The sequence below is a fragment of the Pseudomonas sp. GL-R-19 genome, assembly GCF_019956375.1.
GTDB lineage: Bacteria > Pseudomonadota > Gammaproteobacteria > Pseudomonadales > Pseudomonadaceae > Aquipseudomonas.
In genome coordinates, this window is record NZ_JAHBDJ010000092.1 from 98,334 (window position 1) to 121,274 (window position 22,941).

At 61.2% G+C, this 22,941-nt stretch carries 22 protein-coding genes and 1 riboswitch; of the genes, 12 read left to right on the forward strand and 10 right to left on the reverse strand.

What is annotated here, in order from left to right; all coding sequences use genetic code 11:
- Nucleotides 1–27: 27 nt before the first annotated feature.
- Together madL and madM are read left to right on the forward strand one after the other, a co-directional pair.
- Nucleotides 28–444 carry a malonate transporter subunit MadL gene (madL, locus tag KGA83_RS29345; protein ID WP_108217032.1) on the forward strand — a complete coding sequence of 139 codons (417 nt, stop codon included), beginning with the start codon at nt 28–30 and terminating at the stop codon, nt 442–444.
- Between the two features lies 1 nt (nt 445).
- Nucleotides 446–1,210 (forward strand): malonate transporter subunit MadM, encoded by a 765-nt coding sequence (gene madM / locus KGA83_RS29350; RefSeq protein ID WP_108217031.1) that lies wholly within the window; start codon nt 446–448, stop codon nt 1,208–1,210.
- A gap of 110 nt (nt 1,211–1,320) precedes the next feature.
- Here madM and KGA83_RS29355 read toward each other — a convergent pair whose 3' ends face one another.
- Nucleotides 1,321–2,235, reverse strand: coding sequence for a LysR substrate-binding domain-containing protein (locus KGA83_RS29355; protein WP_090451917.1), 915 nt, complete (start codon nt 2,233–2,235; stop codon nt 1,321–1,323).
- A 220-nt stretch (nt 2,236–2,455) separates the two neighbouring features.
- On the opposite strand from KGA83_RS29355, the gene trhA reads away from it, so the two are divergent.
- Nucleotides 2,456–3,073: a PAQR family membrane homeostasis protein TrhA gene (gene trhA, locus KGA83_RS29360; RefSeq protein WP_108217030.1), complete on the forward strand. Its 618-nt coding sequence runs from the start codon at nt 2,456–2,458 to the stop codon at nt 3,071–3,073.
- Here the strand turns inward: trhA and KGA83_RS29365 are convergent.
- Entirely contained in the window at nt 3,070–3,987 is a 918-nt protein-coding gene (locus tag KGA83_RS29365) for a LysR family transcriptional regulator (protein WP_108217029.1), read from the reverse strand. The genes trhA and KGA83_RS29365 overlap by 4 nt on opposite strands.
- 109 nt (nt 3,988–4,096) lie before the next feature.
- Here KGA83_RS29365 and KGA83_RS29370 point away from each other — a divergent pair, with 109 nt between their 5' ends.
- Genes KGA83_RS29370 through KGA83_RS29380 form a run of 3 tightly spaced genes read left to right on the forward strand, consistent with a single transcriptional unit; the run spans nt 4,097 to nt 6,648 of the window.
- Nucleotides 4,097–5,338: a D-amino acid dehydrogenase gene (locus KGA83_RS29370; protein ID WP_115947975.1), complete on the forward strand. Its 1,242-nt coding sequence runs from the start codon at nt 4,097–4,099 to the stop codon at nt 5,336–5,338.
- Nucleotides 5,339–5,365: 27 nt separating this feature from the next.
- Complete coding sequence (locus KGA83_RS29375) at nt 5,366–5,716, forward strand: RidA family protein (protein ID WP_115947976.1); 351 nt, start codon at nt 5,366–5,368, stop codon at nt 5,714–5,716.
- 29 nt (nt 5,717–5,745) lie between these two features.
- Nucleotides 5,746–6,648 carry a transporter substrate-binding domain-containing protein gene (locus KGA83_RS29380; RefSeq protein ID WP_108217026.1) on the forward strand — a complete coding sequence of 301 codons (903 nt, stop codon included), beginning with the start codon at nt 5,746–5,748 and terminating at the stop codon, nt 6,646–6,648.
- A gap of 65 nt (nt 6,649–6,713) precedes the next feature.
- Here KGA83_RS29380 and KGA83_RS29385 read toward each other — a convergent pair whose 3' ends face one another.
- Together KGA83_RS29385 and KGA83_RS29390 are read right to left on the reverse strand one after the other, a co-directional pair.
- Nucleotides 6,714–7,433, reverse strand: coding sequence for a 16S rRNA (uracil(1498)-N(3))-methyltransferase (locus KGA83_RS29385; protein WP_115947977.1), 720 nt, complete (start codon nt 7,431–7,433; stop codon nt 6,714–6,716).
- 81 nt (nt 7,434–7,514) lie between these two features.
- Entirely contained in the window at nt 7,515–8,921 is a 1,407-nt protein-coding gene (locus tag KGA83_RS29390; protein ID WP_108217024.1) for an adenosylmethionine--8-amino-7-oxononanoate transaminase, read from the reverse strand.
- Nucleotides 8,922–9,144: 223 nt separating this feature from the next.
- Here KGA83_RS29390 and KGA83_RS29395 point away from each other — a divergent pair, with 223 nt between their 5' ends.
- The 3 genes from KGA83_RS29395 (at nt 9,145) to KGA83_RS29405 (ending at nt 12,339) form a co-directional block, all read left to right on the forward strand.
- A complete protein-coding gene (locus tag KGA83_RS29395) occupies nt 9,145–10,896 on the forward strand; it encodes a flavin monoamine oxidase family protein (protein WP_115947978.1) in 1,752 nt (583 codons plus the stop codon).
- A gap of 265 nt (nt 10,897–11,161) precedes the next feature.
- Complete coding sequence (locus KGA83_RS29400) at nt 11,162–11,713, forward strand: cytochrome b (RefSeq protein ID WP_108217022.1); 552 nt, start codon at nt 11,162–11,164, stop codon at nt 11,711–11,713.
- 32 nt (nt 11,714–11,745) lie between these two features.
- Nucleotides 11,746–12,339 carry a YceI family protein gene (locus KGA83_RS29405; protein ID WP_108217021.1) on the forward strand — a complete coding sequence of 198 codons (594 nt, stop codon included), beginning with the start codon at nt 11,746–11,748 and terminating at the stop codon, nt 12,337–12,339.
- Between the two features lie 178 nt (nt 12,340–12,517).
- Here the strand turns inward: KGA83_RS29405 and KGA83_RS29415 are convergent, their stop codons facing one another.
- From KGA83_RS29415 to ahcY, 4 genes are all read right to left on the reverse strand, one after another.
- Complete coding sequence (locus KGA83_RS29415) at nt 12,518–14,389, reverse strand: DEAD/DEAH box helicase (RefSeq protein WP_108217020.1); 1,872 nt, start codon at nt 14,387–14,389, stop codon at nt 12,518–12,520.
- Nucleotides 14,390–14,613: 224 nt separating this feature from the next.
- Nucleotides 14,614–15,429 carry a substrate-binding periplasmic protein gene (locus KGA83_RS29420; protein ID WP_108217019.1) on the reverse strand — a complete coding sequence of 272 codons (816 nt, stop codon included), beginning with the start codon at nt 15,427–15,429 and terminating at the stop codon, nt 14,614–14,616.
- Nucleotides 15,430–15,644: 215 nt separating this feature from the next.
- Entirely contained in the window at nt 15,645–16,490 is an 846-nt protein-coding gene (metF, locus tag KGA83_RS29425; RefSeq protein ID WP_108217018.1) for a methylenetetrahydrofolate reductase [NAD(P)H], read from the reverse strand.
- A 157-nt stretch (nt 16,491–16,647) separates the two neighbouring features.
- Nucleotides 16,648–18,057: an adenosylhomocysteinase gene (gene ahcY, locus KGA83_RS29430; RefSeq protein ID WP_108217017.1), complete on the reverse strand. Its 1,410-nt coding sequence runs from the start codon at nt 18,055–18,057 to the stop codon at nt 16,648–16,650.
- A gap of 23 nt (nt 18,058–18,080) precedes the next feature.
- Nucleotides 18,081–18,180: riboswitch (S-adenosyl-L-homocysteine riboswitch) on the reverse strand.
- A gap of 198 nt (nt 18,181–18,378) precedes the next feature.
- Here ahcY and KGA83_RS29435 point away from each other — a divergent pair.
- Entirely contained in the window at nt 18,379–18,783 is a 405-nt protein-coding gene (locus KGA83_RS29435; protein ID WP_007994339.1) for an acyl-CoA thioesterase, read from the forward strand.
- A gap of 43 nt (nt 18,784–18,826) precedes the next feature.
- Here KGA83_RS29435 and KGA83_RS29440 read toward each other — a convergent pair whose 3' ends face one another.
- Nucleotides 18,827–19,996, reverse strand: coding sequence for an MFS transporter (locus KGA83_RS29440; RefSeq protein WP_108217016.1), 1,170 nt, complete (start codon nt 19,994–19,996; stop codon nt 18,827–18,829).
- Between the two features lie 316 nt (nt 19,997–20,312).
- Between KGA83_RS29440 and KGA83_RS29445 the strand changes: the two genes are divergently transcribed.
- Together KGA83_RS29445 and KGA83_RS29450 are read left to right on the forward strand one after the other, a co-directional pair.
- Nucleotides 20,313–21,146 (forward strand): EamA family transporter, encoded by an 834-nt coding sequence (locus KGA83_RS29445; RefSeq protein WP_108217015.1) that lies wholly within the window; start codon nt 20,313–20,315, stop codon nt 21,144–21,146.
- Nucleotides 21,147–21,195: 49 nt separating this feature from the next.
- Nucleotides 21,196–21,579, forward strand: a complete 384-nt coding sequence (locus KGA83_RS29450; RefSeq protein WP_108217014.1) for an MAPEG family protein — start codon at nt 21,196–21,198, stop codon at nt 21,577–21,579.
- 65 nt (nt 21,580–21,644) lie between these two features.
- On the opposite strand, the gene KGA83_RS29455 is transcribed toward KGA83_RS29450, so the two are convergent.
- The gene (locus KGA83_RS29455; protein WP_223531472.1) at nt 21,645–22,829 is read right to left on the reverse strand and encodes a murein transglycosylase A; all 1,185 of its coding nucleotides are present in this window, start codon (nt 22,827–22,829) and stop codon (nt 21,645–21,647) included.
- Between the last annotated feature and the right edge of the window lie 112 nt (nt 22,830–22,941).

Consider the following 22,941-nt stretch of genomic DNA (forward strand, 5'->3'; position numbering starts at 1 on the left):
TCGAAATGCACTTTGAGGACTACAACAATGATTATTTACGGTGTGGCGCTGTTGGCGATCTGTACGCTGGCAGGGGTGATCATGGGTGACATGCTCGGTGTGTTGCTGGGAGTGAAGTCAAACGTCGGCGGTGTCGGGATCGCGATGATCCTGCTGATCTGCGCGCGGTTGTGGATGCACAAGCGTGGCGGCATGACCAAGGATTGCGAGCTGGGTGTCGGCTTCTGGGGCGCCATGTACATTCCGGTGGTGGTGGCGATGGCGGCGCAACAAAACGTGGTCACGGCGCTGCATGGTGGTCCGGTGGCGGTGTTGGCGGCGATCGGCTCGGTGGTGGTCTGCGGCTGCACCATTGCCCTGATCAGCCGGACCCACAAAGGCGAACCCTTGCCCGATGAACCGGCGGATGTAACGCCGGTTGGCGCACCGGCAGGAGGTCGCTGATATGTGGGAACTCATCGAGAAAGGCCTGGCCACGAACAGCCTGGTCACAGCATTCGCTTTCGTCGGCATCATCATGTGGGTGTCGGTCATTCTTTCCAAACGCCTGACTTTCGGACGCATCCACGGTTCGGCGATTGCTATCGTCATCGGCCTGGTGCTGGCCTGGGTCGGCGGCACATTGACTGGCGGACAAAAAGGCCTGGCGGATTTGACGCTGTTTTCCGGCATCGGGCTGATGGGCGGCGCCATGCTGCGGGACTTCGCCATCGTTGCCACGGCATTCGAGGTGCAGGCCACGGAAGCGAAAAAGGCCGGCTTGATCGGCGTGATCGCGCTGTTGTTGGGCACGGTGCTGCCATTTATTGTCGGCGCGTGCATGGCCTGGGCCTTCGGTTATCGCGATGCGGTGAGCATGACCACCATTGGCGCCGGTGCGGTGACTTACATCGTCGGGCCGGTGACCGGTGCGGCAATCGGTGCGACTTCGGATGTGATGGCGCTGTCGATTGCCACCGGCCTGATCAAGGCGATTCTGGTGATGGTCGGCACGCCAATGGCGGCGCGCTGGATGGGCCTGGATAACCCGCGTTCGGCGATGGTGTTCGGCGGGCTGGCCGGCACCGTGAGCGGCGTGACCGCCGGTTTGGCGGCGACGGATCGGCGCCTGGTGCCTTATGGCGCGCTGACCGCGACCTTCCACACCGGGCTGGGCTGTCTGCTGGGGCCTTCGCTGCTGTTCTTCATTGTTCGCGGGATTGTCGGGTAGCCGCAAATCCTGAGTTGTCTGATCTGACGTCTTCGCCGGCAAGCCGGCTCCTACAAGGACAGCGCAGTTCCTGTAGGAGCGAGCTTGCTCGCGATGGCCGCGACACGGTCTCAAACCTGCCGATTGGCATACATCCGACACTCCGCCAGCAACGCCAGCAGATTCGGATCACGCTCCTTGGCCTTCAGGAACACCACGCCAATGTGCTGCTGCAAGCGGTACTTTTCCTGCAACGGGATCAGCTTCACCCGGTTCTCGTACACCGCCGCAATCCGCCCCGGCAGCAATGCATAACCCACGCCCGAACTGACCATGCTCAGCAGGGTGAAGATGTCGTTGACCTGCATCGCCACCTTCGGCTCGAACCCTGCCTGCTCGAATACCCGCTTGCCGTCCTGATGGGTGGCGAAGCCCTGGGTCAGGGTGATGAAGGTTTCGTCGCGGACTTCGGCCAGGTCGACTTCGGTTCGCTGGGCAAACTTGGAATCGGCGGGGGTGGCGAGGAAGATGTCGTCGGAAAACAGCGGGATCTGCTCGCAATCCGGATCGTTGACGCTGTCGTCCAGCGACACCAGGGCCGCATCGACTTCCATGTTCTTGAGCTTGTAGAGCAGGTCGATATTGGAACCCAGAATCAGGTCGATGTTGAGCTCGCTGCGGCGGATCTTCAAACCCATGATCAGCTGCGGCACGGTCTTCACCGTCAGTGAATACAGCGAGCCCAACTTGAAGCGTTCGGCCGAGAAGCCGGCGGCCTCGCGGGTCAGGCGCACGCTTTCGACGACGTCCTGAATCAGCTTCTGCGCCCGCTCTTCCAGCACATAAGCGCTTTCCAGCGGCGTCAGGCTGCGGCCTTCGTGCTTGAACAACGGGCAGCGCAGGGCGCTTTCCAGGGAATGGATCGCCCGATGCACGCTGACATTGCTGGTCTGCAATTCGGCAGCGGCCCGCGCCAGGTTGCCGGTGCGCATGAAAGCCAGGAACACCTCGAGTTTTTTCAGGGTCAACTCTTCATCGATCAGCATGGGGCGGACTCTTTTTGGTATCGGTCAATTGTGCCCGGTAAACACGGAGCGTTGTAGGAGCTGCCGAAGGCTGCGATCTTTTGATCTTGAAAAATCAAAATCAAGAGATCGCAGCCTTCGGCAGCTCCTACAGGGATCATGACGTACGGAAACATTGCGCTTTTACGCTTGAAGCCTGAGCCTTGCGCGTTGCGGTGATGAAATTCGAGGTGAGCGACGCATGTATCACGGGGAAAGACTGAACGCCTGGACGCATCTGGTCGGGGCAGTGGCGGCGTTTGTCGGCGGGGTGTGGCTGATTGTGCTGGCCAGTCTCGACGGCAGCCCGTGGAAGATTGTCAGCATGGCGATCTACGCCTTTACCTTGCTGGTGCTATACAGCGCATCGACCGTGTACCACAGCGTGCGCGGGCGCAAGAAAGCGATCATGCAGAAGGTCGATCACTTTTCGATCTACCTGTTGATCGCCGGCAGCTACACGCCGTTCTGCCTGGTGACCCTGCGCGGGCCGTGGGGCTGGACGTTGTTCGGGACTGTCTGGGGACTGGCGCTGATCGGCATCCTGCAGGAGATCAAGCCGCGTTCGGAAGCACGCATTCTGTCGATCGTGATTTATGCGGTGATGGGCTGGATCGTGCTGGTGGCGGTCAAGCCGCTGCTCGCGGCGCTGGGTGTCGTCGGGTTTGCGTGGCTGGCATCGGGCGGGGTGCTGTACACCGTCGGGATTATCTTTTTTGCCCTCGATCATCGACTGCGCCATGCCCACGGCATCTGGCATCTGTTCGTGATCGCCGGGAGCCTGCTGCACTTTGTGGCGATTTTCTTTTATGTCCTTTAAGGCTGTACCGGGACCAGGCGATCCAGCTGCTCCCGGGCTCGACGGCTGAACACCTGCAACAGGTCGTTCAAGGTGTGGGGCGGTGGTTCGGCGGCGCGGGTCACTGCGTACAGGGTGATGGGTAGCGGCGGTGCCAGAGGGCGGATGGTTGTGCTGGCGCAAGAGGCGCCAAGGGCGGTGAACGGATCGATCACCGCCAGGCCCGCGCCGGATTCCACCATCGCCCGTGCCAGTGAGTAGGTTTGCACGGCGATGCGTACCCGCGGCGGCGGTTCGACCGCTTCCAGGTAACTGTCGAGTCGCGCGGCCAGCGGATCAGCGCTGGATAAACCGATCAGCGGCGCATCCGCCAGCGCCATCAGCGGCAACGGTTTACCTGCCTCTTCCTGAGGCCAGTAACCACTCGGCGCCAGCGCCACCAGCACGCCGGACGCCAGCGCCTGGGCCTTGAGCCCCGGGTGATCCGGGCGTTGCAGGGTCAGGGCGACATCCACTTCGCGCATCAACAGGTTCTGCACCAGTTCGCGACTGTGGGCGCTGGAGAGTTCGCAAACGATGTCCGGGTAACGCCCGGTCCACTCGTGTATGGCCGGCGGCAGCAATGACAGGGCCAGTGCCGGGGTGGCACCGATGCGCAGGCTGTGGCCGGGTTCACGGCGCAGGCTCTGCGCCAGGCGTCGCACGCCTTGCAGGCTTTCACTGACCTTGTCCACCTCGCGCTCCAGCTCCAGCGCTTCCGGCGTCGCCTGCAACTTGCCGCGTACCCGCAGGAACAACGGGAAGCCCAATTGCTGCTCGGCGTGCTGCAACACCTTGCTCACCGCTGGTTGCGAGACGTGCAGCAATTGCGCGGCAGCGCTGATCGATCCGGTCTGGCGGATGGCCTGGAAAATTTCGATATGGCGAAGGCGCATGGCAAGTCCATAACCTTTGTTTATGGGGTTGCCATCTTTATGCATTGTTCAACGTCTGTCACCTGGCTCTAACCTTGGCCTTGTCTTCACAACGTATTTAGGGACCGACATGGCTCAGCGTGTGTGCATCATCGGTGGCGGCGTGATTGGCCTGGCAACGGCCTATGCGCTGGTGCGCGACGGCTTCGAGGTGACGGTGGTCGAGGCACGGGACTCGCTGGGCAGCGAAACCAGCTTCGCCAACGGCGGCCAGTTGTCCTATCGCTATGTCGCGCCCCTGGCCGACGCCGGTGTGCCTTGGCAAGCCATCGGCTGGATGCTGCGCGGCGATTCACCGCTGAAGCTGCGCCCGCGCTTCGACCCGGCCCAGTGGCGCTGGATGGCGTCGTTCCTCGGCGCCTGCCGCCGCTCGGTCAACCGCGAGAACGCCGCGCACTTGCTGCGCCTGGCGCTGTTCAGCCAGGACACCTTGAAGTCCTGGCGCGAGGACGATGGATTGGCGGGATTCCAGTGGCGGCGCAATGGCAAACTGGTGACTTTCCGCCAGAACAGCAGCTTCGAACATGCGCGTCAGGGCCTGGCCGACCCGCAGCAACAGCAGGTGTTGTCGCCGGCCGAATGCGCGCAGCTGGAACCGGCGCTGACCGATGCGCCCTTTGTCGGGGCGATCTACACCCCGGACGAAGAGGTCGGCGATTGCCACGGTTTCTGCCAGCAACTGGCCGCACGACTGAAGGCGTCCGGCCGTTGCGAGTTTCTCCTCGGGCAAGCGGTGACCGGCATTCGCCACAGCAACGGCAGCGTCAACGCCATCGAACTGGGCGAACACGTGCTGCCGGTCGAGCAACTGGTGATCGCCGCCGGCCACCGCAGCCCGCTGTTGGCGTTGCCGGGGCTGCAACTGCCGCTTTATCCGCTCAAGGGCTACAGCCTGACCGTGCCGATTCGCGCCGGTCACCGGGCGCCGGACGTGAGCATTACCGACTACGACCGCAAGATCGTCTACGCCCGCATCGGCGAGCAATTGCGCGTGGCGGCGATGGTCGACATCGTCGGCTTCGACCCTGCGCTGGACCCCAAACGCCTGGCACTGATCAAGCGCCAGGCCCATGACACCTTTCCAAATGCCGGCGCCTACGACGAAGCCGTCGAGTGGGCCGGCATGCGCCCGGCCACCCCCAGCGGCGTGCCGTTGCTCGGTGCGACGGCGTATCGCAATCTGTGGCTCAACCTCGGCCACGGTGCGCTGGGCTTCACCCTGGCATGCGGCAGCGGGCGCTTGCTCAGCGAGCTGATCGGCGAGCGCGAGCCTTCCATCGACCTGCTCGGTTTCAACCACCGGGCCGCCTGAACACCGACTTCTGAAGAGGACATTGCAATGACCATTACCCGACTGCACAGCAACCCGCGCCTGTCCGGCGCCGTGACCTTTGGCGACCTGGTGTTTCTCTCCGGGCAGGTGCCGGGCGATGCCCTGGATGCCAGCGGCCAGACCCGCGAAGTGCTGGCGAAAATCGATACCTTGCTGGCCGAGGCGGGCAGCGACAAGGATCATCTGCTCAGCGCGACCATTTACCTGAAGAACATCACCACGGATTTCGCCGCGATGAACGAGGTCTGGTCGGCCTGGCTGTCGCCGGGGCAGGCGCCGAGCCGCACCACCGTGCAGGCCGAACTGGCCCGCCCGCAGGTGCTGGTGGAAATCACCGTCATCGCTGCACGCGTCTGATAAACCAACACCCACAACGGAGAATAACAATGCAAAAAATCACGTTGCTCGCTTGTACGCTTGGCCTGTTGCTCGGCAGTCAGGTTCAGGCCAATGAAGCGCCGCTGACCGGCACCCTGAGCAAGATCGCCAGCGCCAACAGCATCACCCTGGGCTATCGCGATGCTTCGGTGCCTTTCTCCTACGTGGGCGATCACACCGGTAAGCCGATGGGTTACTCGGTGGATCTGGCAGGCAAGATCGTCGAGCGCATCCAGCAGCAACTGGCGCTGCCGGACTTGCAGGTGAAGTACAACCTGGTGACCTCGCAGACCCGTATTCCACTGGTGCAGAACGGCACCGTGGACCTGGAGTGCGGCTCCACCGGCGTAACCGCCGAACGGCAGAAGCAGGTGGCGTTCTCCTACGGTTTCATCTACGTCAAAGGCCAGTTGCTGACGGCCAGTGACAGTGGGATCAAGAGCTTCGCCGACCTGCGCGGCAAGAACGTGGTGACCACCGCCGGCACCACCAACGAGCGCTTCCTGAAAAGCTACAACGTCGATCACAAGATCGACATGTTCGTGATCAGCGCCAAGGACCACGGCGAAGCCTTCCAGATGCTGCAGTCAGGCCGGGCGGCGGCGTTCTACATGGACGATGCGCTGCTCTACGGCGAGCGCGCCAAGGCCCATGACCCACACAAGTGGGTGGTGGTCGGGGAGGAGCAATCGCGTGAGATCTACAGTTGCATGGTGCGCAAGGACGACCCGCAGTTCCTGGCGCTGGTCAACGGCGCGTTGGCGGATCTGTACAGCTCGGGCGAGATCAACGGCATCTACAAACGCTGGTTCGAGCAACCGATCCCGCCGAAGGGTTTGAACCTCGAGTTCCCGATGACCAGCGAACTCAAGGCGATCATTGCCAAACCGGTGAGTGATCCGGTGCAGTAAAATGCAAAAGATCGCAGCCTGCGGCAGCCTGTAGGAGCTGCCGCAGGCTGCGATCTTTTTACTTTTTAGAAATCACCCCAAAGCTGCTGGGCCACCGCCAGCGCTACTACCGGCGCGGTTTCGGTACGCAGCACCCGCGGACCGAGGCGGGCAGCATGAAAGCCGCCGGCCTTGGCCTGATCGACTTCGGCATCGGACAAACCACCCTCCGGACCGATCAGGAGTGCCAGGCTTGAAGGCTTGGCATGGCTCACCAGCGGTTCGGCCACTGGATGCAGCACCAGTTTCAACTCGGTTTGCGTTTGCTTCAGCCAGTCGGCCAACAACAGCGGCGGATGAATCACCGGCACTCGCGAGCGCCCGCATTGCTCGCATGCGCTGATCGCCACCTGGCGCCAGTGCAGCAGGCGTTTGTCGGCGCGCTCGTCCTTGAGCCGGACTTCGCAGCGTTCGGTGAAGATCGGGGTGATTTCAGTGACGCCCAGTTCCGTGGCTTTCTGAATTGCCCAGTCCATGCGCTCGCCTCGGGACAGGCCCTGGCCGAGATGGATGTGCAGCGACGATTCGACCTGCCCGGCGAAGCTTTCATCGATCTGCACCACCACGCGCTTTTTGCCGACGTCGACCAGCCTGGCGCGAAACTCCTGGCCCGAACCGTCGAACAACTGCAACGCATCGCCCTCGGCCATGCGCAGCACACGGCTGATGTAATGGGCCTGGGCTTCGGGCAACTCGTGCTCGCCGATGCTCAGGGGGGCGTCGATAAAGAAGCGGGACAGTCTCATGCTGGGTCTCTAAAAATTGGATCGGAATCGCATTTGTGGCGAGGGAGCAAGCTCCCTCGCCACAGGTAACTGCATCGGGTATCAACCCGGATCACGGAACCCCGGATGGAAGTCCTTCGGCACCGCCACGCTGACGCTGTCACGGGTCGCAATGTCGATCCCTTCGCTGGCCACTTCGGCAAGGAAGTCGATCTGCTCCGGGGTGATCACATACGGCGGCAGGAAATACACCACGCTACCCAGTGGACGCAGTAAGGCACCGCGCTCCAGGGCGTGCTGGAACACCTTCAGGCCACGACGTTCCTGCCATGGATAAGCTTCCTTGCTGGCCTTGTCCTTGACCATTTCGATGGCCAGCACCATGCCGGTCTGGCGCACTTCGGACACGTTCGGGTGGTCGACCAGATGCGCCGTCGACGAAGCCATGCGCTGCGCCAGCGCCTTGTTGTTCTCGATGACGTTGTCTTCTTCGAAAATATCCAGGGTCGCCAGGGCCGCCGCGCACGCCAGCGGGTTGCCGGTGTAGCTGTGGGAGTGCAGGAAGGCGCGCAGGGTCGGGTAGTCGTCGTAGAACGCGCTGTAGACTTCGTCGGTGGTCATGCACGCCGCCAGGGGCAAGTAACCGCCGGTCAGGGCTTTGGACAGGCACAGGAAATCCGGGCGGATGCCGGCCTGTTCGCAGGCGAACATCGTCCCGGTGCGGCCGAAGCCAACGGCGATTTCGTCGTGGATCAGGTGCACGCCGTAGCGGTCGCAGGCTTCTCGCAGCAGCTTGAGGTACACCGGGTGGTACATGCGCATGCCACCGGCGCCCTGGATCAGCGGCTCGACAATGACTGCAGCCACGCTGTCATGGTTCTGCGCGAGGGTCTGCTCCATCGCGGCGAACATGTTGCGCGAGTGCTCTTCCCAGCTCATGCCCTCGGGACGCAGGTAGCAATCCGGGCTCGGCACCTTGATGGTGTCCATCAACAGCGCTTTGTAGGTCTCGGTGAACAGCGGCACGTCGCCCACCGACATCGCCGCCATGGTCTCGCCGTGGTAGCTGTTGGTCAGGGTGACGAAGCGCTTCTTGGCAGGCATGCCGCGATTGAGCCAGTAGTGAAAGCTCATTTTCAGCGCGACTTCGATGCAGGACGAACCGTTATCGGCGTAGAAGCACCGGGTCAGGCCTTCCGGCGTCATCTTCACCAGGCGCTCGGACAGTTCGATCACCGGTTGATGGCTGAAGCCGGCAAGGATCACGTGTTCGAGCTGATCGACCTGGTCCTTGATGCGCTGGTTGATCCGCGGGTTGGCGTGGCCGAACACATTGACCCACCAGGAGCTGACCGCATCGAGGTAGCGTTTACCTTCGAAGTCTTCCAGCCACACGCCTTCCCCGCGCTTGATCGGGATCAGCGGCAGTTGTTCGTGATCTTTCATCTGGGTGCAGGGATGCCACAACACGGCGAGATCGCGTTGCATCCACTGATTATTCAGGCCCATTTTCACTCTCCTGGAGGCGGTCCGTGACCAGCGCGGACAAACAATCGCGCAAGCCTATGCAATGCGTGCCACGGGGACAACCCATTGTGTCGAATCAGCTACTTTATCCAGGTCGATAGACGTTGCTGGCGGGTGTTGGAAGGCTGACGTATCCTTCGCGGTTCTTGAGCCGTCTGGCTCGCAAAAACTGCTGTTTTCCTCGTGTGATTCCGGAGTTCGCTGAATGTCTGTCGGTTGGCTGCGCGCCTGTGCGCTGGTGTTGTTGGGGCTGTTCAGCGTGTCTGCGCTGGCCAAGGATAAAACCGCGATCGTGATCGGCGGCGGCCTGTCGGGCCTGACTGCTGCGTTCGAGCTGCAGAACAAGGGTTGGCAGGTCACCCTGCTGGAAGCCAAGTCGAGCCTGGGCGGCCGTTCCGGCATGGCCACCAGCGAGTGGATCGGCAACGACAAGGCCCAACCGGTGCTGAACAAATACGTATCGAACTTCAAGCTGAGCACCACGGCGGCCCCTGAGTTCGTGCGGACCCCAGGCTATCTGATCGATGGTGAGTATTTCTCTGCCGCCGACCTGGCGACCAAGCAGCCGGCCACCGCCGAGGCGCTCAAGCGCTTCGACAAGACTGTGGACGATCTGGCGCGCTCGATCGACGACCCGCAGAACCCGGCCGCCAACAACACTCTGTACGCGCTGGATCAGATCAACGTGTCGAGCTGGCTCGACAAGCAGAACCTGCCGGCCACCGCCCGCCAGCTGATCAACCAACAGATCCGTACCCGCTACGACGAACCTTCGCGCTTGTCGCTGCTGTACTTCGCGCAGCAGAGCCGCGTTTACCGCGGAGTCTCCGATCGTGACCTGCGGGCTTCGCGCCTGGTCGGTGGCAGTCCGGTGCTGGCCCAGGCCCTGGTCAAGCAGCTGAAAACCATCAAGACCAATTCCCGGGTCTCGTCAATCACTCAGGACAAGGACGGCGTGACCGTCAAAGTCGATAGCGTCAGCTATCAGGCTGACTATGTCGTGCTGGCGGTGCCACTGCGCGCCCTGAACAAGATCCAGATGATCCCGGCGCTGGACGCCCAGCACCTGGCGGCGATCAAGGGCACCAACTACGGATGGCGCGACCAGATCATGCTGAAGTTCAAGACGCCGGTGTGGGAATCCAAGGCGCGCATGTCTGGCGAGATCTACAGCAACACCGGCCTGGGCATGTTGTGGATCGAGCCTGCCCTGAAGGGCGGTGCCAATGTGGTGATCAACCTGTCCGGCGACAATGCACGAGTGATGCAGGCGTTCGGCGACAAGCAGATGGTCGATCAGGTGTTGATTCGCCTGCATGCGTTCTATCCACAGGCTCGCGGTTCGTTCACCGGTTATGAAATCCGTCGCTACAGCACCGACCCGTCGACTGGCGGCGCCTACCTGGCCTTCGGCCCGGGCCAGATCAGCAAGTTCTGGCGCCTGTGGGAACGCCCGATTCAGCGCGTAACCTTCGCTGGCGAACACACCGACACCCTGTATCCGGGCACCCTGGAAGGCGCGCTACGCACTGGTCAGCGTGCGGCCAGCCAGGTTGAAGACCTGGCGGCGGGCAAGTCGTTCGAACCGGCGAAAGTGGTCCCGGCCGCCGCGGCGGCGGGCGCTGGTGCGGTGGCGGCGAAGAAAGGCAATTTCTTCAGCAACCTGTTCGGCGGCTCCGATGACGAGAAGAAGCCAGAGCTGGTCAAGGCACCTGAGCCGGTTGCACCGCCAGTGCCTGCTCCGGCGCCAGCCCCGGCAGTCGCACCGGCCCCGGTGGAAGCACTGAAGCCTGCGACCCCGGTAAAAACCGAGCCGGCCAAAAAGGCTCCGGCAAAACCGGCTGCCAAGACTGAGGCGAAAAAAGCCCCGGTCAAGGCACCGGCCAAGAAAACCGAGCCGGTGAAGAAGCCAGCAGCTAAACCTGCGGCGACTCCGGCGATGGATGCCAAGGCGTAGTAAGCCCTGGGACAAAAAGAACGCGGCGTAAATGCCGCGTTTTTTTTGCCTGAAGAAAGCCGGGGTCTAAAATCGAATAAAACATTTGGTACAGGTGTTCTTCGGTTTGTATTCATTTTTTCTAACACTTTCGACTTTAATCTTTCCTTAACTCGCCTGTTTCAGACTCTTGATCGTATTTCTCGATATTTCAAAGCGAAATTTTCGGCTTTAATTCGATAGATAACCCGATAGTCTTGGGCCAGCACTTACAGGGATCTAGGCAATGCAGCTACGTAACTCGACCTCCCGCTACGGCTGGGTCAGCATCATCATGCACTGGGGCGTGGCGCTGGCCGTGTTCGGTTTGTTCGCCCTCGGGCTGTGGATGGTCGGTCTCGGCTATTACGACCCGTGGCGCAAGGACGGGCCGGATCTGCACAAGAGCATTGGTTTGATCTTGCTGGGGGTCATGGTGCTGCGGGTGTTGTGGCGTTTCATCAGCCCGCCACCACCGGCATTGGCCAGTTACAGCCGCATGACGCGCCTGGGTGCCATGTTCGGTCATGCCTTTCTGTATTTCTGTCTGTTCGCCGTGATGGTTGCCGGTTACCTGATTTCCACCGCAGAAGGTGCCGGGATTCCGGTGTTTGACTGGTTTGAAGTGCCTGCCCTGGTTTCGGGACTGCCGGACCAGGCAGATAACGCCGGTGCGATTCACCTCTATCTGGCGTGGGTGCTGGTAATTTTTTCCGGCCTCCATGCGTTGGCAGCATTGAAGCACCACTTTATCGATCGTGATGCGACCCTCAAGCGAATGCTGGGTCGCAAAGCCTGAAGTTCAACCTCGACTCCCAAGGAAAACAAAGCATGTTGAAAAAGACCCTCGCCGCTCTGGCAATCGGTTCCGCTCTGCTGTCCGCCAACGTGATGGCGGCTGACTACGTTGTAGACACAACAGGCCAGCACGCCTTCGTCAACTTCAAGATCAGCCACCTGGGCTACAGCTTCATCACCGGTACCTTCAAGACCATGGACGGCAAGTTCAGCTTCGACGCTGCCAAGCCTGAAGACAGCAAGATCGAGTTCAACGTGAACACTGCCAGCGTCTTCACCAACAACGCCGAACGTGACAAGCACGTCTCCAGCAAAGACTTCCTGAAAGTGGCTGATTTCCCTAAGGCCACGTTCGTGTCCACCAGCGTCAAGGCCACCGGTAAAAACGCCGCTGGCAAAGACACGGCCGACGTGGCCGGCGACCTGACTATTGCTGGCGTAACCAAGCCAGTCGTGATCAAGGCCACTTTCCTGGGTGAAGGCAAGGATCCATGGGGCGGCTACCGTGCAGGCTTCGAGGGCACTACCAGCATCAAGCGTTCCGATTTCGGCAAGATGATGGACCTGGGCCCACAGTCCGACGCGGTTGATCTGTACATTTCGTTTGAAGGTGTTAAAGCGAAGTAATGCTGAGACGGTAGGAGCGAGCCTGCTCGCGAAAAACCTGAGAGCGCCGCAGAGCATCAAGCTTGCAGCGTTATCGTTGACGACCATCGCGAGCAGGCTCGCTCCTACAGGATTTCATCAGCCATAAAAAAATGCCCCTGATCTCGCGATCAGGGGCATTTTTTATTGCAGCGATAACTCAGCGATTGCGGGTCAGCAGCGCTGGTTTCTCACCACGAGGACGGCTCGGCAGTTGATCCAGTTGCTCAGGTGTCGGGAAGCGGTCGGCCTTCGATTCCTTGTGCATGATCTTCGGCGCCGGGCCACGCGGGTTCTGCACGGCCGGCTCGGATAGCGGCTGGTCGTCACGGGCCGGGCGGCGGTTGCGCGAGTCTTCGCGGCGGGCCTGGCCGTCGCGCGGTGCGCCACTGCGAGGGCCGCTACGCTTGGCCGGTGGGGTGCCGGTGCTGGCGCCATCGCTGTTGCGCGGACCGCTCTGGCGACCTTGTGGTTTGCCGGAGCGTGGAGCGCCCGAACTGGCGGCGGTGCCTTGTGCCGGAGCACCCGGACGGCGCCCACGGCCTTGGGCCGGTTTCTGCTGCGGCACGTAGTCGACGCGGTTACCGAAGTTATCGATATCGTCGTCCAGGAACTCGTCCGGGGCACGGTCAGCGGCGACGCGTGGTGCTTGGCTCGGCTGACGCTGTTCACGGGCCGGAGTACCTTCGCGGGGCTTTTGCTGACGGGCAGGGCGCTCGCCGCGTTCGCCGGCCGGTTTTTCCTTGCCCTTGTCCTTGCCTTTGTCCTTGCGACCGCCGCCGCCACCGCTGCCGTTCGGACCGTCGCCGCGTGGGCCACGTGGATTGCGCGGGTTACGCATGTCCGGACGCTCGCGCACTTCTGGTTTCTCGGCTTCCACGGCGCTGGCATCGAAGCCCATCAGGTCGCCGTCGGCGATTTTCTGACGGGTCATGCGTTCGATGCTTTTCAGCAGTTTTTCTTCGTCCGGGGCTACCAGCGAAATCGCCTCGCCCGAACGACCGGCGCGGCCAGTACGGCCGATACGGTGCACGTAGTCTTCATCCACATTTGGCAACTCGAAGTTGACCACGTGGGGCAACTGGTCGATGTCCAGGCCGCGGGCGGCGATGTCGGTGGCGACCAGGATGCGCACTTCGCCGGCCTTGAAGTCGGCCAGGGCTTTGGTGCGGGCGTTCTGGCTCTTGTTGCCGTGGATCGCGACGGCGCTCAGGCCGTGTTTGTCCAGGTACTCGGCCAGGCGGTTGGCGCCGTGCTTGGTGCGGGTGAACACCAGCACCTGTTCCCAGGCGCCGGCGGTGATCAGGTGCGCCAGCAGCGAACGCTTGTGGCTGGCGGCCAGGCGGAACACACGCTGTTCGATACGCTCGACCGTGGTGTTCGGCGGCGTGACTTCGATGCGCTCCGGGTTGTGCAGGAGCTTGCCGGCGAGGTCGGTGATGTCCTTGGAGAAGGTCGCCGAGAACAGCAGGTTCTGGCGCTTGGCTGGCAGACGTGCCAGCACTTTCTTCACGTCATGGACGAAACCCATGTCGAGCATGCGGTCGGCTTCGTCCAGCACGAGGATTTCCACGTGGGACAGGTCGACGCTGCCTTGGCCGGCCAGGTCGAGCAGGCGGCCAGGGCAGGCCACCAGCACATCCACGCCACGGGCCATGGCCTGAACCTGCGGGTTCATGCCGACACCGCCGAAGATGCAGGCGCTGACGAACTTCAGGTCACGGGCATAGACCTTGAAGCTTTCATGCACTTGTGCGGCGAGTTCGCGAGTCGGGGTCAGGACCAGTACGCGCGGCTGGCGCGGGCCGTGACGCTGGGATTTGTCCGGGTGACCGTTGGGGAACAACCGCTCCAGGATCGGAAGGGCGAAACCGCCGGTTTTACCAGTACCTGTCTGTGCCGCGACCATCAGGTCGCGACCTTGCAACACGGCGGGAATGGCCCGCTGTTGCACCGGAGTAGGCTCGGTATAGCCCGCTGCCTCGATGGCGCGGACTAAAGCCTCGGAGAGACCGAGGGAAGCAAAGGACATGAGTAATCCTGTTTTAAGTTAGGGCTTGGCCCAATGGGAGTCTTGCCTGGCGCGAATGGCGTTTAAGAGGACGCAATCCCGTCCGGTCCTGCTGGGTCTCGAAGGCTCGTCTGCAAACGCTCGCGCGGGCTGCAAAGCTGCGCAGTAGCGGGGTTGAGATGCCTTTAACGATTCCGGGCGTCCGGGCGTGAGCCTGGCGGGAAGGCCGGAGTATAACAGAGCTATCACTGCGCGCTGCTTTCCTGCTGCTCAACGGTTTTTTCCGTGGTAGCCGTGGCCTTTTCAGCTTTCACGCTGGCCGCCGGTTGCGCGCCATAGCGGGCGCTCAGTTCAGCGTAGGCAGGTTCGCGCTTGAAGCGTTTGAGTTCGGCGCCGAAACGCTGCACCAGCAGATCCATGCCCGCATTGCGCCGCACCGCGAGAAACTGGCTTTGCTGGCTGATGACCGTGGGGTTTTCGGTGATCTTGCCGCGGATGCCCAGTTCATCGAGCAAATGCTGGCCGACCCGGCGGTCGGTAATCAGCAGGTCAATGCGCCCGCGCACCAGTTTGCCGAAGTTGGCTTCATGGGTGGGAGCCGGCTCGCGGGTGAACAGCGTCGAATCGCTGAAGTCCTTGCTGTACAGGTACCCCGGCGAAGTGCCGATGGTCAGGCCGCGCAAGTCATCGAGGGTGCGAAACGGATGGGGCCGGTCATTGGCGTAGAACATCACGAACTGGACTTCAGACAGTGGTTCGCTGGGGTAGAGCAGGGTCGCATCGCGTTCGTCGCTGTGAAAGATGTCCAGCGCGCCGTCGGCCTGCCCGGTTTCAAGCATCGACAGGCAGCGTTTCCATGGCAGGAACTGCCATTCCACTTCGATGCCCAGGCGCTTGAAGACAATGGCGGTGGTTTCGTAGTCCAGACCTAGCGATTTGCCGTTGACTTCATACACATAAGGCGCCCACGGCTCCGTGACAATGCGCAGCTTCTCGCCCCGAGCGGCGAAGCTCAGGCAAGCGAAGACAAGCATGGCGATTAATTGCGTGATCAAAGGCATGGGTTTGAGATTACGACGAGAAACCGGAAAGAGCCAGAAACTGACCGCAGATGCTCTAACTCCGTGGATTGCTGCACATTAATAGTGCGCTGAAAGCAAAAGATCGCAGCCTGCGGCAGCTACTACAGGGAATACACATTCCGGGGATAGGAGCTGCCGCAGGCTGCGATCTTTTGATCTTGCTTGTAGCTTTCAACTTGCAGCTTGTAGCTGCCTCAACGCGGCAATTTCAGGTTTCTCCACACCGCCAGGCTCGCTTCAGCCTGGTTCAGTGTGTAGAAGTGCAGCCCTGGAGCGCCGCCCTGCAGCAATTGTTCGCACATTTCGGTGATGACCTGTTCACCAAAGCGCTGAATGCTCTGGGTGTCGTCGCCGTAGGCTTCCAGTTGCTTGCGGATCCAGCGCGGGATTTCCGCACCGCAGGCATCGGAGAAGCGCGCCAGCTTGCTGTAGTTGGTGATCGGCATGATGCCCGGCACGATCGGGATGTTCACACCCAGCGCCCGCACACGTTCCACGAAGTAGAAGTAGCAGTCGGCGTTGAAGAAGTACTGGGTGATCGCACTGTCGGCGCCAGCGTTGGCCTTGCGCACGAAGTTGGCAACATCGTCTTCGAAATTGCGCGCTTGCGGATGCATTTCCGGGTAAGCGGCGACTTCGATGTGGAAGTGATCACCGGTTTCTTCACGAATGAATTCAACCAGGTCGTTGGCGTGGCGCAATTCACCGCTGGCCATGCCCATGCCCGAAGGCAGGTCACCGCGCAGAGCGACGATACGCTTGATGCCGGCGGCCTTGTACTCGGCCAGCAGGCCGCGCAGGTCAGCTTTGCTATCGCCCACGCAGGACAGATGCGGAGCGGCAGGGATTTTGACTTCGCTTTCGAGCTGCAACACGGTGTTCAGCGTGCGATCACGGGTCGAACCGCCGGCGCCATAGGTGCAGGAGAAGAAATCGGGGTTGTAGGTGGCCAACTGGCGAGCAGTGGCGAGCAGCTTTTCTTGCCCGGCATCGGTCTTCGTAGGGAAGAACTCGAAGCTGTAGCGACGATCTTGGGACATGGGAATACCCTTGAAAACGCGTAAGGCGGACGCTGGCCCCTGTAGGAGCGAGCTTGCTCGCGAAAAACGTCAGGGCAACGCGTTTAGCCAGATAGCGCGCGTTTTCGTTAACGTCCATCGCGAGCAAGCTCGCTCCTACACAGGAAGATCCGGCCGATCAGTAGCGGTAAGCGTGCGGCTTGAACGGGCCTTCGACGGTCACGCCGATGTAGTCGGCCTGGGTCTTGGTCAGTTGAGTCACGACGCCGCCGAAGCCACGGACCATTTCCAGGGCCACTTCTTCGTCGAGTTTCTTGGGCAGTACTTCAACGGTCAGGCGCTCGGCCTGCTGGGCGGGCGACAGGTCGGCGTACTTCTGGCCGAACAGGAAGATCTGCGCCAGAACCTGGTTGGCGAACGAGCCGTCCATGATGCGGCTCGGGTGGCCGGTTGCGTTGCCCAGGTTAACCAGACGGCCTTCGGCCAGCAGGATCAGGTAGTCGTCGTTCTGCGGATCGAAATCGCCAGCGCCGGTACGGTGGATCTTGTGAACCTGCGGCTTCACTTCTTCCCATGCCCAGTTCTTGCGCATGAAAGCGGTGTCGATTTCGTTGTCGAAGTGACCGATGTTGCAGACAACGGCACGCTTCTTCAGGGCTTTGAGCATGTTCGAATCGCAAACATTGACGTTGCCGGTGGTGGTCACGATCAGGTCGATCTTGCCCAGCAGTGCCTTGTCGATGCTTGCTTCAGTACCGTTGTTGATACCGTCGATGAATGGCGAAACCAGTTCGAAACCGTCCATGCAGGCTTGCATGGCGCAGATCGGGTCGACTTCGGAAACCTTGACGATCATGCCTTCCTGACGCAGGGACTGAGCGGAACCCTTGCCCACGTCGCCGTAGCCGATGACCAGCGCTTGCTTGCCGGACAGCAGGTGGTCGGTGCCGCGCTTGATGGCATCGTTCAGGCTGTGACGGCAGCCGTACTTGTTGTCGTTCTTGCTCTTGGTCACCGAGTCGTTGACGTTGATGGCCGGGATTTTCAGCTCGCCCTTGGCCAGCATGTCCAGCAGGCGGTGAACGCCGGTGGTGGTTTCTTCGGTCACGCCGTGGACGCGGTCCAGAACCTGTGGGTACTTCTTGTGCAGCAGCTCGGTCAGGTCGCCGCCGTCGTCGAGGATCATGTTGGCGTCCCATGGCTGGCCATCTTTGAGGATGGTCTGCTCAAGGCACCACTCGTACTCTTGCTCGGTTTCACCTTTCCAGGCGAAAACCGGGATGCCGGCAGCGGCGATGGACGCGGCGGCCTGGTCCTGAGTCGAGAAAATGTTGCAGGACGACCAGCGTACTTCGGCACCCAGGGCAACCAGGGTTTCGATCAGCACGGCAGTCTGAATGGTCATGTGGATGCAGCCGAGAATCTTCGCGCCCTTGAGCGGTTGCTCTTCGGAGTACTTGCGACGCAGGCCCATCAGGGCTGGCATTTCGGATTCAGCGATGATGGTTTCGCGACGGCCCCAGGCAGCCAGGGACATGTCGGCGACTTTGTAATCGGTAAAATCTGCAGGCGTGATAACAGCGCTCATGAAGAGCCTCCATTCGTAATGTATGCGAATGGGCGCCGTTGTGCGTTTAGTGTCTGGCTTAAGGCCAGGCAACGCCCCATCCGAGCCTGACAGGAAGAACCTGCTGCAGCGCCCCTCGGACAGGTGGCGGGAAAACGGTATCAAGCGATGATGACCGTTTTGAAACGGTGGCGATTATAGCGGGCTATGCTGATCTTCCAAAGCGTTTCTGTTGGTCAATGTCCGAACGGTAATCGAGACCATAGTCAAAGCTCGATAGAGCTCTAGCCCGGGCTCTGCCATGATGCCAGGCATCAATCGGCAAGATGGTCAGGAGTGAATATGAATTTCCACACCCGCAAATGGGTAAAACCCGAAGACCTCAACCCTAACGGCACTTTGTTCGGCGGTAGCCTGCTGCGCTGGATCGACGAAGAGGCGGCGATCTACGCCATCGTCCAGTTGGGGAACCAGCGTGTAGTGACCAAGTACATTTCCGAAATCAACTTCGTCAGCGCCTCGCGCCAGGGCGACATCATCGAACTGGGCATCACGGCAACCGAATTCGGCCGCACCTCGATCACCCTGACATGCGAAGTGCGCAACAAGATCACCCGCAAGAGCATCCTGACCGTGGAGAAGATGGTCTTCGTCAACCTGGGTGAAGACGGCTTGCCCGCGCCCCATGGCCGAACCGAGATCAAGTACGTCAAAGACCAGTTCAAGGATGATGATGCCGCTCAGTGAGATTAGTGGCGCGCCCTTCGCGAGCATACGATCAATTTGATGCTCAGCCCGCCACATCAAGCGCAGCCGCAACGCGACGCTGGCGATAGATGAAGAACAATGCAGTCAACACGGTCAGCCCGCTGACCAGCGCACCGGTCCACGGCAAGTCCGCCAGATCCGCGCCGCTGGCCACCACCAGGCCGCCGATCCAGGCTCCGGCGGCGTTGCCGAGGTTGAAGGCGCTCTGGTTCAAGGTAGAACCCAAGTTTGGCGCCTCAATAGCCTGATCGATGATCAGCAGTTGCAGGATCGGGCACAGCGCAAAGGCGAACGTACCCCACAGCACCAGCGTGATCGCTGCCGGAATGGCCGAATGGCTGGTTTGCGTGAACGCCGCCAGCACCACCAGTACCGCCAGCGCCATGCCCACCAGTGAAGGCAGCAAGCGGCTGTCCGCCAGACGACCGCCGAGCATGCTGCCGGCGGTCAAGCCAACGCCGAACAACAGCAGCATGATGGTGACGCCGTGCGGGCTGACGCCAGTGATGTCCTGCAGGATCGGCGCAATGTAGGTGAACACACTGAACAGGCTGGTCGAAGCCAGCACACTCATGCCCAGTGCCAGCAGTACGTTGGCCTTGCCCAGCACCTTGAACTCGCTGGCCAGGTTGGCTTTATCCATCGCGATGTTCTTCGGCAACCAGACCCATTGTGCAATCGCCGCCAGTACACCGATCACCGACACCGCCCAGAAGGTCGAGCGCCAACCTGCGTATTGCCCGAGTGCGGTGCCCAGCGGCACGCCGAGCACGTTGGCCAGGGTCAGGCCGGTGAACATCATGGCAATCGCCTGGGCCCGTTTGTTGGGTGCCACCAGCCCGGCGGCGACCACCGAACCGATGCCGAAAAATGCGCCATGGCACAGTGCGGTGATCACTCGCGCGGCCATCAGCGTGGCGTAATTCGGCGCCAGCGCGCAGAGCATGTTGCCGAGGATGAACATCAGCGTCATGCCCAGCAGGGTAGCTTTGCGCGGCATGTTGGCGGTGCCGACGGCGAGGATCGGTGCGCCGAACACCACACCCAGGGCATAGCCGGTGATCAGCAGTCCGGCATCGGGAATGCTCACGCCGAGATCGCGGGCGACGTCGGGCAACAGGCCCATGATGACGAATTCGGTGGTGCCGATGCCGAAGGCGGCAACAGCGAGGGCAAGCAAAGCGAGTGGCATGCGCAAGGTCTCTGTCGGTAGTCTTGACGCTGTGATCAGGCATACGCAGGCCGACGACCGTTCTCGACGAGAGCGGGCCGGGCAGAATTTTTATTGGAATTAGTCTGTGCGCAACTGAGTGCGGCGTGGTCGCTTGCAGTATAAACAGCCACTGGTATATGGCGAATCAATTCTCTGCCGAACACTGTAGGAGCGAGCTTGCTCGCGAAGGACGTCAACGATGACGCGTGTTTGCTGGCTAACCGCGTTGCCCTTGCTTTTTTCGCGAGCAAGCTCGCTCCTACAAGGATCGTGGAGACAACAAAAGGAGTAGGCCGTGCTTGCGACGGCGTTGGTGTTGATGGCGGCGCTGTTGCACGCGGCGTGGAATACCCTGATCAAGTTCAGTGCGGAGCGGCTGTTGGTGGTGGCCTGCATGGACAGTGTGGCGCTGCTCTTTGTCGCGCTGATGTTGCCATTCCTGAGCGTGCCGCCGCTGGAGATCTGGCCGTGGATCCTGGCATCGGCGGCGTTCGAGTTGCTCTATCGCTATTTGTTGATCCAGGCCTATCGGGTCGGTGACCTCGGGCTGGTTTACCCGTTGATGCGAGGCCTGTCGCCGTTGGTGGTGCTGGCGCTGACGCTGATCTTTGCCGGGGAAGAGCTGACCCACCAACAGATTTTCGGAATCCTGCTGATCCCGTTCGGCATGCTGTGCCTGCTCTGGCAGGGCGGCGGCGGAGCGCGCCTTCCATGGTCGATGCTACCGGTGGTGGCGCTGATCGGCCTGTGCATCGGTTGCTACACCTACATCGACGGGCAGGCATTGCGGCGCTGGTCCCATCCACTGGATTACCTGGTCTGGGTCACTCTGCTCAGCGCCTGGCCGTTTCCTCTATTGGCGTTGGTGCGTAAACGACCCGCGTTCATGCTGTTCTGGCGCGAGCAGTGGCGGCTGGGCCTGGCGGTCGGGTTCTGCGTGTTGTTCAGCTACGCTTTGGTGCTGTGGGCGATGCAGTTGGGTTCGATTGCCGAGGCCGCAGCGTTGCGCGAGATCAGCGTGATTCTGGTGGTGCTGTTTGGCATGCGTTACCTGAAAGAACCGTTTGGCGGGCCACGGTTGCTCGCCTGTAGCCTTGTGATGATCGGCATACTGGTGATGAAATTTTAATCGCGCGGATGGAGTTCAACTCTCCACAACTAGAAGAAAGGACGACGTTATGACGGTGGCTCTGTGGTGCATTTTGATTGCGATTTTACTGCCGTATGTGTGTACGTGGGTCGCCAAGATCAGTGGCGGGTTCAGGCTGAAAGACAATCATGACCCTCGGGATTTTCTCGACTCTCTGGAAGGTTTGGGCAGGCGGGCACACTCGGCGCAGTTGAACAGTTACGAAGTGACGCCGGCGTTCGCGGCGGCGGTGATCGTGGCGCACCTGGTCGGCAATGCCGAACTGGTGACGATCAATGTGCTGTCGGTGTTGTTCATTACCAGCCGCCTGCTCTACATCATCTGCTACCTGGCGGACTGGGCGACGCTGCGGTCGCTGGTGTGGTTCGTGGGGATGGCGTTGATCGTGAGTTTCTTTGTGGTGTCGGTCTGACAGATCTTCGCTGACACTATTGACCTGTAGGAGCCGGCTTGCCGGCTCCTACAGTAATCAGTTGCTCAAGGATTGGCTTTAACCGCATCCGCCACCTGCGGCACTTGCGGTAGCGCCGCACCTTTGGGCCAGAGCATCCAGATTTGCCCCTGCTGCTTCATGTCTCCGGCCAATTGCCCGGCCGCATCGCCGGTGCCCCAAAACAGATCCGCCCGGACCTCGCCGGCAATGGCGCCGCCGGTGTCCTGCGCTGCCACCGGGCGAACCAGCGCGGTGCCGTCCGGTTTGGTGGTGGACAGCCACAACAGGCTGCCCAGCGGGATGACCTTGCGATCCACTGCCGCGCTGTAACCGGCGGTCAGCGGTACGTTCAGCGAGCCGCGCGGGCCTTCGTTGCTGTCCGGGTTACGGGTGAAGAACACGTAGCTGGGGTTGCTGCCGAGCAGTTCGGGAATCCGTGACGGATTGGCCTTGGCCCAGGTACTGATGGCGCCCATGGTCACGTCTTCTTTTTTCAACTCGCCCTGTTCCACCAGCCAGCGGCCAATCGGTCGATACGGATGGCCGTTCTGATCGGCGTAAGCAATGCGCAACTGGCGGCCATTGTCGAGCTGGATACGACCCGAGCCCTGGATTTGCAGGAACTGCAGGTTCATCGGATCGGTCAGCCAGGCCACGACCGGCGCCTTGACCCCTTTGCTATCAATGGTTGCCGCATCGTCGTACGGCTTGAGCACGCGACCTTCGAGCCGACCGCGCAGGCGTTTGCCCTTGAGTTCCGGGTAAATGCTGTCGAGGGCGACGATGATCATGTCTTCGGGGACGCCATAGACCGGGACATTGGCAGCGCCGGTCTGGGCCAGGCTCCCGGGATAGACCGGTTCGTAGTAGCCGGTGATCAGACCGCTGGGGTTGTCGTTGGCAGCGCGCAGGCCATAGACATCGAGGTTCTGTTTGAGAAAACCGCGAATGTCGCTGGCGGTTTGCGGCACGTTGGCAGCCGCTGCGCAGGTGCCACCCCAGACCGGGTCGGCCTTGAGTCGGGTGCAGGCGCTACGCCATGAGCCGAAGCCGGCGACCAGGTCGATGTCGGACACCGTCGGCAGCGCTTCCCATGTGGCACTGGAATAGGTCGCCAGAGCATGGGTCTTCGGTTGTTGGTTGTCGCCACCGGTGCAGCCTGCGAGCAGGGCCACCATCGGCAGGGTCCAGGCCAGACTGTGACGCCATGCCTTGATACGGCTGTTCATGGAGTGATTCCTTTGCCGGTTACCTGAGTGCTCCATGCGCTCAAGCAACCCTTATTGATAATAGGGCTATTGGTCTTTGCCGATGACGCGAGGATACTGGCCGCCGTTTCCC

Coding starts and splice junctions, on each gene's coding strand:
- madL (WP_108217032.1), top strand. CDS start 28: ATGATTATTTACGGTGTGGCGCTGTTGGCGATCTGTACGCTGGCAGGG.
- madM (WP_108217031.1), top strand. CDS start 446: ATGTGGGAACTCATCGAGAAAGGCCTGGCCACGAACAGCCTGGTCACA.
- KGA83_RS29355 (WP_090451917.1), bottom strand. CDS start 2,235: ATGCTGATCGATGAAGAGTTGACCCTGAAAAAACTCGAGGTGTTCCTG.
- trhA (WP_108217030.1), top strand. CDS start 2,456: ATGTATCACGGGGAAAGACTGAACGCCTGGACGCATCTGGTCGGGGCA.
- KGA83_RS29365 (WP_108217029.1), bottom strand. CDS start 3,987: ATGCGCCTTCGCCATATCGAAATTTTCCAGGCCATCCGCCAGACCGGA.
- KGA83_RS29370 (WP_115947975.1), top strand. CDS start 4,097: ATGGCTCAGCGTGTGTGCATCATCGGTGGCGGCGTGATTGGCCTGGCA.
- KGA83_RS29375 (WP_115947976.1), top strand. CDS start 5,366: ATGACCATTACCCGACTGCACAGCAACCCGCGCCTGTCCGGCGCCGTG.
- KGA83_RS29380 (WP_108217026.1), top strand. CDS start 5,746: ATGCAAAAAATCACGTTGCTCGCTTGTACGCTTGGCCTGTTGCTCGGC.
- KGA83_RS29385 (WP_115947977.1), bottom strand. CDS start 7,433: ATGAGACTGTCCCGCTTCTTTATCGACGCCCCCCTGAGCATCGGCGAG.
- KGA83_RS29390 (WP_108217024.1), bottom strand. CDS start 8,921: ATGGGCCTGAATAATCAGTGGATGCAACGCGATCTCGCCGTGTTGTGG.
- KGA83_RS29395 (WP_115947978.1), top strand. CDS start 9,145: ATGTCTGTCGGTTGGCTGCGCGCCTGTGCGCTGGTGTTGTTGGGGCTG.
- KGA83_RS29400 (WP_108217022.1), top strand. CDS start 11,162: ATGCAGCTACGTAACTCGACCTCCCGCTACGGCTGGGTCAGCATCATC.
- KGA83_RS29405 (WP_108217021.1), top strand. CDS start 11,746: ATGTTGAAAAAGACCCTCGCCGCTCTGGCAATCGGTTCCGCTCTGCTG.
- KGA83_RS29415 (WP_108217020.1), bottom strand. CDS start 14,389: ATGTCCTTTGCTTCCCTCGGTCTCTCCGAGGCTTTAGTCCGCGCCATC.
- KGA83_RS29420 (WP_108217019.1), bottom strand. CDS start 15,429: ATGCCTTTGATCACGCAATTAATCGCCATGCTTGTCTTCGCTTGCCTG.
- metF (WP_108217018.1), bottom strand. CDS start 16,490: ATGTCCCAAGATCGTCGCTACAGCTTCGAGTTCTTCCCTACGAAGACC.
- ahcY (WP_108217017.1), bottom strand. CDS start 18,057: ATGAGCGCTGTTATCACGCCTGCAGATTTTACCGATTACAAAGTCGCC.
- KGA83_RS29435 (WP_007994339.1), top strand. CDS start 18,379: ATGAATTTCCACACCCGCAAATGGGTAAAACCCGAAGACCTCAACCCT.
- KGA83_RS29440 (WP_108217016.1), bottom strand. CDS start 19,996: ATGCCACTCGCTTTGCTTGCCCTCGCTGTTGCCGCCTTCGGCATCGGC.
- KGA83_RS29450 (WP_108217014.1), top strand. CDS start 21,196: ATGACGGTGGCTCTGTGGTGCATTTTGATTGCGATTTTACTGCCGTAT.
- KGA83_RS29455 (WP_223531472.1), bottom strand. CDS start 22,829: ATGAACAGCCGTATCAAGGCATGGCGTCACAGTCTGGCCTGGACCCTG.